Genomic DNA, 14,191 nt, shown 5'->3' with positions numbered 1-14,191 from the left:
CTGACATGGGGATTACGGCGCACTCCGTGACTAAAGTCGTTGCGCGGCGGTGACATCCTCCGCCGCGCGTTCCCTTAGCGCTTCGCGAGCTGCTGCCAAGTATCGATCACGCTGTCCGGGTTGAGCGAGATCGACTCGATGCCCTGCTCAGCCAGCCAAAGTGCAAAGTCCGGATGATCGCTGGGCCCCTGCCCGCAGATCCCGACGTACTTGCCTTGCGCCTTACACGCCTTGATCACGCGAGAAAGCAACGCCTTGACCGCCGGATCGCGCTCATCGAAGTCAGCCGCAAGCAGCTCCAGGCCCGAGTCCCGGTCCAGGCCGAGCGTGAGTTGCGTCAGGTCGTTGGACCCGATCGAGAATCCGTCGAAGAACTTCAGGAACTCCTCCGGAAGAATGGCATTGCTCGGAACCTCGCACATCATGATGAGCTTGAGTTCGTTCTCGCCACGCTTCAGACCATGCTCGCCGAGCAAGCTCGTCACGCGCTCCGCCTGACCCAGGGTGCGGACGAAGGGCACCATGATCTGCACGTTGGTCAGGCCCATCTCGTTGCGCACGCGCTTGAGCGCTTCGCACTCCATGGCGAAGGCCTCGCCGAATTCCTCGCTCACGTAACGCGCAGCGCCGCGGAAACCGAGCATCGGGTTTTCCTCTTCCGGCTCGTAGCGGCTGCCACCGATCAGCTTGCGGTACTCGTTCGACTTGAAGTCGGACAGGCGCACGATCACCGGCTTGGGCCAAAAGGCAGCTCCAATCGTCGCAATGCCTTCGGCCACCTTGTCGACGTAGAAAGCCCGCGGCGATGCGTGTCCGCGGGCAACCGATTCCACTGCCTTCTTCAGATCCGCGTCCACATTGGGATAGTCGAGGATCGCCTTGGGATGCACGCCGATGTTGTTGTTGATGATGAATTCGAGCCGTGCGAGGCCCACGCCATGGTTAGGCAGCTGCGCGAAGTCGAAAGCGAGCTGCGGGTTGCCCACATTCATCATGATCTTGAGGTCAATCTCGGGCATCTCACCGCGTTTGACTTCGGTCACCTCCGTCTCGAGCAGACCATCGTAGATGAAGCCCGTGTCTCCTTCCGCACAGCTCACGGTGACCAGCGTGCCGTCCTTCAGCAGGTCGGTGGCGTCTCCGCAGCCCACGACGGCCGGAATGCCGAGTTCGCGCGCAATGATCGCGGCGTGGCAGGTGCGTCCGCCGCGATTGGTCACAATGGCCGCGGCGCGCTTCATCACCGGCTCCCAGTTGGGGTCCGTCATGTCGGTCACGAGCACGTCGCCGGCCTGCACCTTGTCCATCTCGCTGATGCTGTGGACGAGGCGTACAGGGCCGGTTCCGATCTTCTGTCCGATCGCCCGGCCCTCGGCCAACACGGCGCCCCTGCCGAGCAGCTTGTAGCGTTGTTCGGCCTTGCCCTGCTGCTGGCTTTTCACCGTTTCGGGACGCGCCTGCAGGATGTAGAGCTGGCCGTCGGTGCCGTCCTTGCCCCATTCGATATCCATGGGACGGCCGTAGTGCTCCTCGATCACGAGTGCGTATTTCGCAAGTTGCTCGACATCGGCATCGCTCAGCGAGTAACGGTTGCGGTGCTCGGTCGGAACGTCGGTCGTCTTGACGAGCTTGCCGGTGGCGGCCTTCTCCTGGGCTGTCGCAAACTCCATCTGGATCAGCTTGGAGCCGAGGTTGCGGCGAATGACCGCACGCTTGCCGGCCCGGAGCGTGGGCTTGTGCACGTAGAACTCGTCCGGGTTCACGGCGCCCTGCACCACCGTCTCGCCCAGCCCATAGCTCGACGTGATGAAGACAACGTCCTCGAAGCCGGATTCGGTGTCGATGGTGAACATCACGCCAGCCGCCCCCAGGTCGCTGCGCACCATGCGCTGGACGCCCGCCGAAAGTGCCACGACGTCGTGCGCAAAGCCCTTGTGGACCCGGTAGCTGATGGCGCGATCGTTGTAGAGCGAGGCGAAGACCTCCTTCATCTTGTGAAGCACGTCGTCGACACCGACCACATTCAGGAAAGTTTCCTGCTGACCCGCGAACGACGCATCGGGCAGATCTTCGGCCGTGGCAGAGGAGCGAACTGCGAAACTCGCCTGCGGATTGCCGGCCGACAACGTTGCAAAGGCGCCCTGAATGGCCTTTTGCAGGTCATCCGGAAAGGGCTGCGCTTCGACCATCCTCCGAATCTCGGCGCCTGCGGCAGCCAGGGCCCGAACGTCCTCCGTGTCGAGCTTCGCCAGCTTGGCGCTGATCTTGTCGGCCAATCCGTCATGGGCGAGGAACTGCCGGAAGGCGTGGGCCGTGGTTGCGAAGCCGGTGGGCACCCGCACGCCCTGGGGAAGCTGGGAAATCATTTCGCCGAGGCTGGCGTTCTTGCCGCCGACCGACTCGACGTCGGTCATTCTCAGGTTTTCAAACGGTACGACCAGGGCGGTCGCTTCGAAGAGTGCAGACATGGGAAAGCTCCAGAAGTTGAAACTGACGCTTCATGCAGGCGACGCAACGCGATCATTCTTCTTGGTCTGGGCGCTGGCGGGAGGTGCATGGAAAAATTCGGCGGGAAATGGCGGGTGGCATTCCCGATAATGGGCCGGATTGTAGGCGCGCCCCGATTGGACGCGCCGCAGGACAAGGCCGCCAGATCATGCATACGCGCACTGTTTTCTTTGTCTCCGACGGAACCGGCATCACGGCCGAAACCTTCGGCAACGCCGTTCTCGCCCAGTTCGAGATGAAGCCGCGCCACGTCCGGCTGCCTTTCACCGACACCGTCGACAAGGCCCACCAGGCGGTGCGGCGGATCAACCACACGGCGGAAATCGAGGGACTTCGGCCCATCGTCTTCACGACCTTGGCCAACATGGAAGTCCTGGAGGTGATCGAGACGGGCTGCAAAGGCATGTTGCTGGACATGTTCGGCACTTTCGTCCGTCCCCTGGAAATCGAACTGGCGATGAAGTCCAACCATCGCATCGGCCGCTTCAGCGACGTGAGCAAGAGCAAGGAATACAACGCGCGGATCCAGGCGATCGACTTCAGCCTGGCGCACGACGACGGCCAGAGCAATCGCGATCTCGACGGTGCGGATGTGATCCTTGTCGGCGTGAGCCGCAGCGGAAAGACGCCGACCTCGCTCTACCTGGCCATGCAGCATGGCCTGAAGGCGGCCAACTACCCGCTGATTCCGGAAGATTTCGACCGTCGCCAGCTTCCACCTGCGCTGATGCCGCATCGCAAGAAGATCTTCGGCCTCACTATCCAGCCGGAACGCCTGAGCGAAATCCGCAACGAGCGCCGGCCGAACTCTCGCTACGCGAGCATCGAGAACTGTCGGCACGAGGTGAGCGAGGCGGAGGCGATGATGCGTCGAGCGGGCATTCGCTGGCTGTCGACGACGACCAAGTCGATCGAGGAGATCGCCACGACCATCCTGCAGGAACTACGGCCCGAACGTCTGACGTATTGAGTTCACGCCCAAGCTTCACGCACTTCGTGTCGTTTCGCCGCCCCCCTGCCTGGGGCAACACCGGCGGACCGGCGGAGCCGGATCCGCGATGTTTCACCAATGGGCCTGGCTACGCCGGCCTTCCGTCTATGCGAAGAGGTACTGGACTGTGCCGTCGGCCGCTTTGACTCGTTGGCAGGGCATGGACCAGATGCGCTCGATCAGCGGGGGCTGGAGCACTTCCTCCACTGCGCCATGGTGGACAGCGCCGCCGCCCAGCACCACCACATCGTCGGCATATCTGCTGGCCAAGTTCAGGTCGTGCAGTACTGCGACCACGCCGACGCCCTGCCCGGCCGAGTCGCGCAGCAAGCGCATCGCGGCGTGCTGGTGCGCCAGGTCGAGCGCGGCGGTGGGCTCGTCAAGCAGCAGCCAGCGAGCGCTGCCGTCGGGGCGCGGCTCCCAGAGCTGGGCCAGGGCGCGCGCCATCTGCACGCGCGACTTTTCGCCGCCTGAGAGGGTGTTCAGCGCGCGCTTCGCAAGGGCCGACACGTCTGTCAGCGCCATGGCGCCTTCGATGATCGCGTCTTCGTTGCGGCTTGGCGTGCGCCTATGAGGGAATCTGCCGAGCGCGACGATCTCCTCTGCACTGAAATCGAACGCGACTGCACTTTCCTGCGGCATCAGTGCGCGGCGCAGGGCCAGCGCCTCGGTCCTGTGCGCTGACAACGGCAGTTCGTCGAGCAGCACACGGCCGCGATCTGGCCGGCGCTGGCCACTCAGAACCGACAGCAATGTGGACTTGCCAGCGCCGTTGGGGCCCAGGATGGCGGTCAGTCGGCCCGGGCGCAATGTGATGTGTGCGCCCGAGAACAAGGTCCTGCCGCCGAGGCGCACCTCGGCATCGATGCATCCGAGCGTCATAGGCGCCCCCGGAAATGCCGCAGCATCAACAGGAACATCGGCACGCCGATGAAGGCGGTCAGCACGCCCAGCGGCAGTTCGGTCGGGGCCATGACGGTGCGCGCCACCGTATCGGCCGCCAGCACCAGCACCGCACCCAGCAGTGCAGAGCCAGGCAGCACCACGCGGTGGTCAGGGCCCGCCACCAGCCGCACCCAGTGCGGCGCGATGAGTCCCACGAAGCCGATGATTCCGGTGGTCGCCGTGACGGCGCCCACCGCGAAAGCGGTCACGAGGATGGCGCGCCGCTTGACGCGTTCGACATCGACCCCCAATAGGGTGGCCTGCGCTTCGCCGAGCGCAATCGCATTGAGCGCGGCTGCCAAGGTCAGCCCCACGCACAGCGCGAAGCAAACGATCCCGCCGACCAGCAGCACCGCGCTCCAACGCGCGCCGCCCAGGCTGCCCAGGAGCCAGAACTGCAGGCTGCGCAACTGCTCGTCGGTGGCCATCACGCTGAGGAAGCCGAGCCCGGCCCCCGCCAGTGCATTGATCGCGATGCCGGCGAGCAGCATCAGCGCCATGCGTGTGCTGCCCTCGCTGCGCGACAGGCCATAGATCAGCAGCGTCACGAGGGAGCCGCCGCCGAAAGCCATGCTGACCAGCGTCCAGCTTCCCAAGGTGCGCGGGAGTGCCGGCATGAGCCAGGCACCCAGCACGATCGTCGCGCCCGCTGCCAATGCGGCACCACTGCTGATGCCAATCAGCCCGGGGTCGGCGAGCGGATTTCGGAACAGCCCCTGCATCAGTGCGCCAGCCATGCCGAGACCGGCACCCGCGGCCACACCGAGTACGAGTCGCGGCAGACGGATGTTGACGAACACGAGGTATTCAGGCGACGGGTCCGCCCCACCCTGCCAGATGGCCCCGAAAACGCCCATCAACTGCGACGCGCTGATCGAATAGGCACCGGAGCCGGCGCCGACGACGAGACTCAACAGCAGCAGCACAAGCCCCCCTGTCAGGGTGCTGCGCATCGTCAGCCGCCCGTTCATGAGGCACGCAGGCTCTTGTGCAGTTCGCCGACGGCGGCGGGCAGGCGTGGGCCGAAGCCCAGCAACAGCAAGGCGTCCCGGGTCACCAATGCCCGTCGCTTGAATGCGGGCGTCAAGGCGAGTTCCGGCCGTTGCCAGAACCTCTCCGCGCCGCCGTGCGCCTCGATGCTCTGGGTCGTGGTCAGGATCACGTCCGGCGCCGCACTAGCCATGGCCTCGGCGGTCATGGGCCGGTAGCCCTGGAATCCCGAGAGGCAGTTGACGCCACCTGCAAAGCCGATCACCGCATGCGCCGCGGTCTTCTCGCCGGACACCTGCGGACTCGCGCTGTGCGACAGCACGAACAGCACGCGCGGCTTGCGCGCCGTGTCCGCCGCCACGCGCTCTTGCACTTCGGCCCATTCGGTATCCAGCCGCACCATCAGGTCGCGCGCCTGCGAGTTGCGGGCCGCGGCACGGCCCACGGCCGCTACCTTGTGCTGTACTTCGCCCCAAGTGTGATCGGCCTCGACCAGTTCCAGCTTGATGCCCGCGGTGCGCAATTGGTCGAGCACGACCGGCGGCCCTGCCTCGGTCGTCGCGATCACAGCATCCGGCTTCAGCGACAGCAGCCCCTCGGCGGAGAGCTGGCGCATGTAGCCGACCTTGGGGGTCTGGCGGGCCGCTTCCGGGTAGAGGCTGGTGGTGTCAGTGCCGACCAGTTGAGATTCGGCACCCAGCGCGTAGACGATCTCGGTGATGGCGCCGCTGACGGTCACCAGGCGCGGTGCGCGCGTGACCTGTGCCCAGGCAGGCCAGACACCGGCAGCCAGCACGCCGCCGCTCAGAAGGCGCAACGCCTCGCGTCGATCTCGCCCCATGAGCATCATGCTGTCGCCTCGAGGCTCGACAGGGTGCGAACCAACGCGCGCCAGTCTTCGCGCTCCGGCTGCCCCGGCTTGCGCGCACCGAAGAACATCGCCATCAGCCCGCCTTCGCGGTCGAAGGCCTCTACCGAGGTCACGACGCCGTCGCTGGTGGGCTTCTCGACGATCCAGACGCTGTCGATCAGGTCCTCGCGCAGATGCAGGTTGAATCCCGGGTCCAGCACGTTGAGCCACTGCATGCCGCGCATCTCCATCGGCTCGACACGCACCACCGGACCTGTATGGATCTGGATGCAGCCCGGGCTTCCGACGAAGACCATGATCGGCGTGCCCGAGAACGAGGCTTCGTTGAGCAGTTCGCGCACTGCGAGCCGGCTCGCGCGCTTGGTGAAGCCGCCTTCGGCCAGGCGAAAGCTCTGCTGCCGCTCGACCTCGAACCTGTTCAGGAGACCGAAGAACTGATGCGTGTCGGTCATGCCGCCCCAGGCTTCGGTGAGGGCGGCACGGTCGATGTCGCCATCGGGCCGCGGCGGGACCTTGGGTTCGGCGGGTGCGAACACGGCAGCCTGATCTGCATTCGCATGGGCCTGCGCAACCGACTCGAAGGCATCGCGGTCGGTCGCGTCTCGTGCAAAGATCTTGTGGACCGCCACACCGCTGGCATCGAAGAACTGGAGGCTCAGCGAAGCCGGCTGGCCCGCATTGGCTGCCGCCTCGCTGACGAAGAAGCCGGCATGCCAACGGCTGAAGAAGAGGCGCAGGTCGATCTCCTCCCCCAACGCGAGCCCCATCTGTTCGCCGCCAGAGAGATTTCGGTAGATACCGGTCTTCTCGTGCACGGTCGAGGTGTTGCGGGTCAGGGCCAGCACGGGCCCACACAGTTCGAGGGCCTGGAGCAATTCTAGCCAGGGCCCTCGCAGCGGCGTCGCTCGCAACGCACGTTCATGGGCACCCGAATGGGCTGCGATGGCCTCGCCTTCGCTGATGCCGATGGCCTCGGCAGCATCCTTGTGGCGCTTGCCTTCGGCACGCAGGGCGGCGAATCGTTCGCGGATCAGGTCATGGGTCATCATGAGTTCCAGTTGTCGTGAGCGGGTCAGAAATCGGCCACGAGAGACACATTGAAGTGACGGCCGGGCTGTGTGTAGGCATCGACGATGGGCGAGTTGGCGGCGAGGCCGCGCACGTCGCTCCACATCCAGTACTTCTTGTCGGTCAGGTTGATCAACGCGACGTTCAGGCGCAGGTCGCGGCGGATGCGCCACTGCGCGTTCAGGTCCAGGGTCGTGGCCGACGGCGTGAGGAACTGAACGCCGGTGGTAACTTCGGCCGGATCGACGTCGTTGCGTTTCTTGGCTGCATGGTGAACGGCGTCGAGACGCACGCTCCACGTCGGTGCCTGGTACTTGAGCGCGACCATGAACTTCTCCGGATCGATGGAGTTCAGCGGTCGGTTGGCCGTGCGGTCCTCTCCGTTGGTTCGGCCGTACGCGAAAGGCACTGAGAAGCCTGTGCCCTGGTTGGTCCAGTCGAGTTCGCCCTGGAACTCGAAGCCGTCGATGCGCGCGCGACCGATATTGACCGACTGGAAGGTTGCCGGATTGGTGCGCGAGCCGAAGACCCCGCTGACTTGGCGATCGTTCTCGATCAGGTCGTCGTAGGTGCCGGTGAACACGGCCGCCTCGAAGTTCAGGATGCCGACACGGCCGCGCGTTCCAAGCTCGAAGTTCTGGCTGGTCTCCGGCTTGAGGTCGGGGTTCGGGATGGTCCGGTAGCCCGACAACACGTTCTCGAAGAAGTTGTTGACCTGGAACGCGTTGGGCGCCTTGAAGCCTGCGGCGTAGTTGCCGTAGAGGGTCCACTGCGGGGTCGCGCGAAACAGAACCCCCAGCTTGGGCGACACCGCAGAGTCGGACAGCGATACTGCGCGGGGCGTGAAACCAGCCTGATCCGCATCGATGTCGAAATGGTCGAAGCGCACACCGGGCGTGATGCTCCATTGGTCGTGGATGAATTCGTCCTGGACGTAGAAGGCTGCGGTCTTCTCGGTCGTGTCCGGAAAGCGCTTGAGAGGATAGACCTCTCCGGCAGGCGGCACCAGTCCGGTCTGGAGGTTCTCGACCTGCATTTTCGCGTAGTCGATGCCGTAGGTGATGCGCTGCGACCAGTCGCCGGAGATGCGCAGCGTCTTGTCGGCCTGCAGGCCGGCTTGCCAAGTGTTCTCGCTGTAGTTGACGTCGCGCGTACGGTCGGCAGTGGTGTAGCGGTTTTCCCACGCCTGCTCGCGCGAATCCGCCTTTTGATAGCTGATGTAGCCGAGCAGGCTGTCGGCCAATGCAGAGTTCACGCGCAGACGGCCATCCCAGGTGAGACGGTCGCGCTGCTGATCGGTCAGGGCGCCAAGGGCGATTACCGAGGTCGAGGTGAACGGCGGCTTCGAGACGCCAGACAGCAGGTCGTAGCCGGTCGACTTCCCGACGTGCTCGAAGGTGAGGTTGTGGGTCAGGTCGGCATTCGGCCTCACGATCAGCTTGGCGAGCAGCGACTGGGTGTTGCTGAGCTCGGGGTTGGGTGCTGTGCGGTCGGAATTGAGGGCGTAGTTGGTGCCCATGTTCTCCACCTCGTGCGTGCGGCTGCCGTTGGCCGAGATCAGCCAGCTCACCGTGTCGCTGGCCTTGCCCGCGAGCGTGACGCCGCCCTGCCAGCCGTTGTCGTCACCGCTGTAGCCGACGTTCGCACTGCCGCCAAAGGTCTTGCCGTCTGCGAGGAAGGTGTCAGGCTGCCGGGTGATGAAGTTGACCAGGCCGCCCAATCCGTCGGAACCGTAGAGCGCGGACGCCGGTCCCTTGATGATCTCGATGCGCTCGATCAGGCCGAGATCGAAGTAATTGCGCCCAAAGGCATTGGCGCTGAAGACGTAGCTGCGGGGAATGCGGATGCCGTCGGTCATCAACAGAACGCGGTTGCCGTCCAGCCCGCGGATGTTGAAGCCGGCGTCGCCATCCCGACCGGTGCTGCCGGTCGCGAGGCCGAATCGTGCGGGCGCGCGCCGCACCGACACGTTCGGAATGTCGCGAGCGATGTCGCGAATGTTGTTGATCTGCTCGAACTCGATCTGCTCCCGGTTAATCACCTCGACGGTGGCGGGGATATCGTCCCTGCTCTGTTCGGAGCGCGTGCCGCTCACGACGATTTCCCCAAGGGATCCGATCCGGACGGGGCCGGCCTCCTGGGCCGATGCGAGGGTGCTGAAGCCGGAGGCAATCAGCCAGGGAAGAAGTGGAATTCGATGCGAGAAAACGGTTGAGCGTGACACGTAGAGGTCCAGGAACAGCGATTTGAGAAGCTGCTTGCTGGACCGTGCGCCGCGCTGGCGCACCTCGATCTTGCTGGCGGGGAAGGGCAAAGTGCCCGGCCCGTACTATACGAGAGTAGTTCTTATTGGTAACCGAATGTCATTCTTTTTCCAGGGTCGATTCGGATGGATCTGCCCTGGAAAAATCCGGAATAACTCCGAAGAAGTGCTGCCGAGGTCGCCCGCCAAAAGGCGGCCGCGGCGAACAACCTGATCAGGCAGCGACCGCCTCTTCTGCCGGGGCCGAAGTGCGAATCAGATGGTCGAAAGCGCTCAACGCCGCCTTCGCGCCGTCGCCGGCCGCGATGATGATCTGCTTGAACGGTACGGTCGTCGCATCGCCCGCAGCGAAAACGCCGGGCACCGAGGTCTGGCCCTTGGCATCGACCACGATCTCGCCATGCTTCGACAACTCGACCGCGCCCTTTAGCCAGTCGGTGTTGGGCACCAAGCCAATCTGGATGAAGACGCCTTCAAGCGGCACAGTGCGGCTCTCGCCGCTCGCGCGGTCCTTGTAGACCAGCCCATTGACCTTTTGGCTGTCGCCCGTGATCTCGGTGGTCTGCGCGTTGGTGACAACCTTCACGTTCGACATGCTGTGCAGCTTGCGCTGAAGCACCGCATCGGCGCGCAGTTGCGTGTCGAACTCGATGAGCGTGACATGGCCCACGATGCCGGCCAGATCGATGGCCGCTTCCACCCCGGAATTGCCGCCCCCGATCACCGCCACGCGCTTGCCCTTGAACAGCGGCCCGTCGCAGTGCGGGCAATAGGCCACGCCCTTGTTCTTGTACTCGTGCTCACCGGGCACGTTGATGTTGCGCCAACGCGCACCGGTCGAGATCACGACCGAGCGACTCTTCAACGAAGCGCCGCTCTCCAGCTTGATCTCGATGTAGTCGTCGCCCGGCACCAGGGCCGCTGCGCGCTGCAGGTTCATGATGTCGACGTCGTAGTCGCGCACGTGTTCCTCGAGCGCGAGCGCGAACTTGGGGCCTTCGGTTTCGCGGATCGAGATGAAGTTCTCGATGCCCATGGTGTCAAGCACCTGGCCGCCGAAGCGCTCCGACGCGACGCCCGTGCGAATGCCCTTGCGCGCCGCATACACGGCAGCCGCAGCACCAGCGGGCCCGCCACCGACTATCAGCACGTCGAACGGATCCTTGGCGGCAATCTTCTTTGCCTCGCGCTCGACGCCGCTGGTGTCGATCTTGGCGAGGATTTCTTCGAGGCTCATGCGCCCTTGCCCGAATTCGGTGCCATTGAGGAACACGGTCGGCACCGCCATGATCTGGCGCTCCTTGACCTCGTCCTGGAACAGCGAGCCATCGATCATGGTGGTCTTGATGCGCGGGTTCTGGACCGCCATCAGGTTCAGGGCCTGAACGACGTCGGGGCAGTTGTGGCAGGTCAGCGAGATGTAGATCTCGAACTCGAAGTCCCCGTCGAGTGCGCGAATCTGCTGGAGCACGACGTCGTCGACCTTCGGCGGATAGCCACCGACCTGCAGCAGCGCCAGCACGAGCGAGGTGAACTCATGGCCCATCGGCAGGCCCGCGAAGCGCGGACCATGGTTCTCGCTCGGACGGTTGATCGAGAACGAGGGCTTGCGGTTGTTGTCGTCACGGCTTTCGGCGACCTTGACCAGCGGCGACGATTCGGCCACATCCTTAAGCAGCGATTGCAGATCGCTCGATGCCTTGCTGTCGTCGAGCGAAGCAACGATCTCGACCGGTTGCGTGATGCGGTCGAGGTAGCTTTTGAGTTGCGATTTGGTGCCGGCGTCGAGCATGGTGAAACTCTCTTCTTCAATGCGATGGAAACAAAAAAGCCCGGGTGCGAAGGCGCCCGGGCTGTGGCGCGAACGAGGCGGTTTAGATCTTGCCGACCAGGTCGAATGAAGGCTTCAGCGTTTCAGCGCCTTCGGTCCACTTGGCGGGGCAGACTTCGCCCGGGTGGGCAGCCACGTACTGGGCAGCCTTCACGCGGCGCAGCAGTTCGGCGGCGTCACGGCCAATGCCGTTGTCGTGCACTTCGATGGTCTTGATCTTGCCTTCGGGATCGATCACGAAGGTGCCTCGGTAGGCGAGACCGGCGTCTTCACCTTCTTCGATCAGAACCTGGAAAGCACGGGCCAACTGCTGGCTCGGGTCGCCGATCAGCGGGTACTTCACCTTGCCGATGGTGTCGGAGGTGTCGTGCCAGGCCTTATGGGTGAAGTGGGTGTCGGTCGACACGCCATAAACCTCGACGCCCAGCTTTTGGAACTCGGCGTAGTGATCCGCCAAATCGCCCAGTTCGGTCGGGCACACGAAGGTGAAGTCGGCCGGGTAGAACACCACGACGGACCACTTGCCCTTGAAGCTCTCGTTGCTCACCGGCACAAACTTGCCGTTGTGATACGCGGTGGCCTTGAACGGGATGATTTCGGTATTGATCAGGGACATGTTTGGGTTCCTTGGAGGGCTGATGAAAAAAAGCGAGTCATCAGTATAACTACCAATCCGCCATCAGTCATAGTTGAACGCTATGAAAAGCATTGCACACCCCTATGAATACGAACACCTATCAGCCTCACACGCATGCAGAGCGCTGAAGCATGGGTTTACTTGCAACAGCCCACTCGGGGCTCTCACAATCAACCCTTTAAGAACAAGGAAAAATCATGAAGGGCGACCCACAAGTCATCGACCATCTGCAGGCGCAACTCAAGAACGAGCTCACCGCCATCAACCAGTACTTCCTCCACTACAGGATGCTCAAACACTGGGGATTGGACAAGCTGGCCAAAAAGGAATACGAGGAATCCATCGGCGAGATGAAGCATGCCGACAAGCTCATGGACCGGATCTTCATGCTGGATGGCCTGCCCAACCTTCAGGATCTGGCCAAGCTCAACGTCGGCGAGGACGTGCCAGAGATTCTGGAATGCGATCTCAAGTCGGAAACTGGCGCTCAAGCCACCATCAAGGCGGGCATCGCGCATTGCGAATCGGTCCGCGACTACGTCTCTCGTGACCTGCTGCAGGAAATCCTCGACGATACGGAAGAGCACATCGACTTCCTTGAGACGCAGATCGACCTCGTCGGCAAGGTCGGCTTGCAGAACTACCTGCAGTCGCAAATGGGCGAGATCGAATAGGCGCCTGGCACGCACTGGCTAGCGGGGTTCGACCCCGCTTTTTTTCGCCTTTACGAAACTTCACTGCTATCGATTCAAGAGCGCCGAGCCCAGCTGTGACACGGCATGTGGGCACACCTCATTCCGTCGCTGTCTGAACTAGATCGGCACGCAAATGACATTCATTCTCATTCGTAGGGCTAGAATAGTCGGCTGCAATGAACGCCGCCCCTGCCGATAATCGCCGCCGCGCCTACTGGCTCAAGACCCTCCACGAATGGCACTGGGTGAGTTCGGCACTCTGCCTGATCGGCCTGCTGTTGTTCGGCATCACCGGCTTCACGCTCAACCACGCGGCCAGCATCGAAGCCAAGCCCAAGGTCACCAGCCGGACCGCAACAGTCGATGAAGCCCTGCGCGCGGCGCTGCTGAAACAGGTGCCTTCAGCCAAAGCACAAAAGGGCAAGGCTGAACTGCCAGCCGAACTGCAGGGCTGGATCGAGCAGCACTGGTCCATCAACACCGCGGGTCGCGAGGCCGAGTGGTCGGACGACGAGATCTACCTGTCCCTCCCCCGCCCCGGCGGCGACGCTTGGCTCCGCCTCAACCTCACCGACGGCGAGGCCGAGTACGAACGCACCGATCGCGGATGGCTCTCCTACTTCAACGACCTGCACAAAGGCCGCAACAGCGGCGCGGCCTGGAGCTGGTTCATCGATATCTTCGCCGCCGCGACGCTGGTGTTCTCCGTCACGGGGCTCTTCATTCTCAAGATGCATGCCGGAAACCGGCCCTTCACCTGGCCGATGGTCGGGATGGGTCTGGTCATTCCGATGCTGCTCGCGCTGCTGTTCATCCACTGATCCAGGAAAGAGGTATTCGTGCAAGTTCGCTATTCCCTCGCGCTCGCCGCGCTGTTCGGCGCACCAGCCTTTGCGGCGGGGCTCACCGTCAACGTCGAAGTGCCTCGGCTCAACGTGGCCGAGTACCACCGACCGTACGTGGCGGCATGGATCGAGCGGCCCGACCAGTCGGTGGCCAGCACACTGGCGGTCTGGTACGACGTCAAGAACAAGGGCGGAAATGCCGAGGGCGAAGGCACCAAGTGGCTGAAGGACATTCGCCAGTGGTGGCGGCGGACCGGCCGCGAACTGGAGATGCCCATCGACGGCGTGAGCAGCGCCACGCGACCGGCCGGCAAACACCAGATCGCCCTCTCCGAAGATTCAGTCGCGCTGACCAAGCTGGCGCCCGGCGCCTACAAGCTGTACGTCGAGGCCGCACGGGAAGTTGGCGGCCGCGAGATCGTAAGCATCCCGTTCCAGTGGCCGCCGGCGAAAGCCGACCAGTCACGTGTCGCCGGCAACAGCGAACTCGGCGAAATCACGCTCGAACTCAAGCCCTGAGTCCGTCTTTCATTTCCTTCATCGGACA

Annotated in this window: 12 protein-coding genes; 4 read left to right on the top strand and 8 right to left on the bottom strand. The window is 63.6% G+C overall.

Going from position 1 to position 14,191, the window contains the following annotated elements:
• Positions 1–74: 74 nt before the first annotated feature.
• Positions 75–2,468, bottom strand: a complete 2,394-nt coding sequence (ppsA, locus tag AC1D3B_RS02250; protein ID WP_478189041.1) for a phosphoenolpyruvate synthase — start codon at positions 2,466–2,468, stop codon at positions 75–77.
• 188 nt (positions 2,469–2,656) lie between these two features.
• On the opposite strand from ppsA, the gene ppsR reads away from it, so the two are divergent.
• Entirely contained in the window at positions 2,657–3,478 is an 822-nt protein-coding gene (ppsR, locus tag AC1D3B_RS02245) for a posphoenolpyruvate synthetase regulatory kinase/phosphorylase PpsR (RefSeq protein WP_478189040.1), read from the top strand.
• A 126-nt stretch (positions 3,479–3,604) separates the two neighbouring features.
• Here the strand turns inward: ppsR and AC1D3B_RS02240 are convergent, their stop codons facing one another.
• From AC1D3B_RS02240 to ahpC, 7 genes are all read right to left on the bottom strand, one after another.
• On the bottom strand, positions 3,605–4,381 hold the full coding sequence (locus tag AC1D3B_RS02240; protein ID WP_478189039.1) for a heme ABC transporter ATP-binding protein: 777 nt from the start codon (positions 4,379–4,381) through the stop codon (positions 3,605–3,607).
• On the bottom strand, positions 4,378–5,415 hold the full coding sequence (locus tag AC1D3B_RS02235) for a FecCD family ABC transporter permease (RefSeq protein WP_478189038.1): 1,038 nt from the start codon (positions 5,413–5,415) through the stop codon (positions 4,378–4,380). The genes AC1D3B_RS02240 and AC1D3B_RS02235 overlap by 4 nt, the downstream gene beginning before the upstream one ends.
• Positions 5,412–6,284, bottom strand: a complete 873-nt coding sequence (locus AC1D3B_RS02230; RefSeq protein ID WP_478189037.1) for a heme/hemin ABC transporter substrate-binding protein — start codon at positions 6,282–6,284, stop codon at positions 5,412–5,414. The genes AC1D3B_RS02235 and AC1D3B_RS02230 overlap by 4 nt, the downstream gene beginning before the upstream one ends.
• On the bottom strand, positions 6,281–7,354 hold the full coding sequence (locus AC1D3B_RS02225; RefSeq protein WP_478189036.1) for a hemin-degrading factor: 1,074 nt from the start codon (positions 7,352–7,354) through the stop codon (positions 6,281–6,283). Before AC1D3B_RS02225 ends, AC1D3B_RS02230 begins: the two co-directional genes overlap by 4 nt.
• A 23-nt stretch (positions 7,355–7,377) precedes the next feature.
• Positions 7,378–9,687: a TonB-dependent hemoglobin/transferrin/lactoferrin family receptor gene (locus AC1D3B_RS02220; protein WP_478189035.1), complete on the bottom strand. Its 2,310-nt coding sequence runs from the start codon at positions 9,685–9,687 to the stop codon at positions 7,378–7,380.
• Between the two features lie 163 nt (positions 9,688–9,850).
• The gene (gene ahpF, locus AC1D3B_RS02215) at positions 9,851–11,428 is read right to left on the bottom strand and encodes an alkyl hydroperoxide reductase subunit F (protein WP_478189034.1); all 1,578 of its coding nucleotides are present in this window, start codon (positions 11,426–11,428) and stop codon (positions 9,851–9,853) included.
• Positions 11,429–11,510: 82 nt separating this feature from the next.
• On the bottom strand, positions 11,511–12,083 hold the full coding sequence (gene ahpC, locus AC1D3B_RS02210; RefSeq protein WP_286568589.1) for an alkyl hydroperoxide reductase subunit C: 573 nt from the start codon (positions 12,081–12,083) through the stop codon (positions 11,511–11,513).
• 218 nt (positions 12,084–12,301) lie between these two features.
• Between ahpC and bfr the strand changes: the two genes are divergently transcribed.
• The 3 genes from bfr (at position 12,302) to AC1D3B_RS02195 (ending at position 14,163) form a co-directional block, all read left to right on the top strand.
• A complete protein-coding gene (bfr, locus tag AC1D3B_RS02205) occupies positions 12,302–12,778 on the top strand; it encodes a bacterioferritin (protein ID WP_478189033.1) in 477 nt (158 codons plus the stop codon).
• A gap of 197 nt (positions 12,779–12,975) precedes the next feature.
• Complete coding sequence (locus AC1D3B_RS02200) at positions 12,976–13,620, top strand: PepSY-associated TM helix domain-containing protein (protein ID WP_478189032.1); 645 nt, start codon at positions 12,976–12,978, stop codon at positions 13,618–13,620.
• A gap of 18 nt (positions 13,621–13,638) precedes the next feature.
• Positions 13,639–14,163, top strand: a complete 525-nt coding sequence (locus tag AC1D3B_RS02195) for a DUF2271 domain-containing protein (protein WP_478189031.1) — start codon at positions 13,639–13,641, stop codon at positions 14,161–14,163.
• Positions 14,164–14,191: the final 28 nt, after the last annotated feature.

Source organism: Variovorax sp. P5_A3, assembly GCF_056400665.1.
This window is presented reverse-complemented; position numbering and strand designations above follow the sequence as displayed.

Excerpts from the sequence above, each read along its gene's own strand:
- ppsA (WP_478189041.1), bottom strand. The coding sequence starts at position 2,468 with ATGTCTGCACTCTTCGAAGCGACCGCCCTGGTCGTACCGTTTGAAAAC.
- ppsR (WP_478189040.1), top strand. The coding sequence starts at position 2,657 with ATGCATACGCGCACTGTTTTCTTTGTCTCCGACGGAACCGGCATCACG.
- AC1D3B_RS02240 (WP_478189039.1), bottom strand. The coding sequence starts at position 4,381 with ATGACGCTCGGATGCATCGATGCCGAGGTGCGCCTCGGCGGCAGGACC.
- AC1D3B_RS02235 (WP_478189038.1), bottom strand. The coding sequence starts at position 5,415 with ATGAACGGGCGGCTGACGATGCGCAGCACCCTGACAGGGGGGCTTGTG.
- AC1D3B_RS02230 (WP_478189037.1), bottom strand. The coding sequence starts at position 6,284 with ATGATGCTCATGGGGCGAGATCGACGCGAGGCGTTGCGCCTTCTGAGC.
- AC1D3B_RS02225 (WP_478189036.1), bottom strand. The coding sequence starts at position 7,354 with ATGATGACCCATGACCTGATCCGCGAACGATTCGCCGCCCTGCGTGCC.
- ahpF (WP_478189034.1), bottom strand. The coding sequence starts at position 11,428 with ATGCTCGACGCCGGCACCAAATCGCAACTCAAAAGCTACCTCGACCGC.
- ahpC (WP_286568589.1), bottom strand. The coding sequence starts at position 12,083 with ATGTCCCTGATCAATACCGAAATCATCCCGTTCAAGGCCACCGCGTAT.
- bfr (WP_478189033.1), top strand. The coding sequence starts at position 12,302 with ATGAAGGGCGACCCACAAGTCATCGACCATCTGCAGGCGCAACTCAAG.
- AC1D3B_RS02200 (WP_478189032.1), top strand. The coding sequence starts at position 12,976 with ATGAACGCCGCCCCTGCCGATAATCGCCGCCGCGCCTACTGGCTCAAG.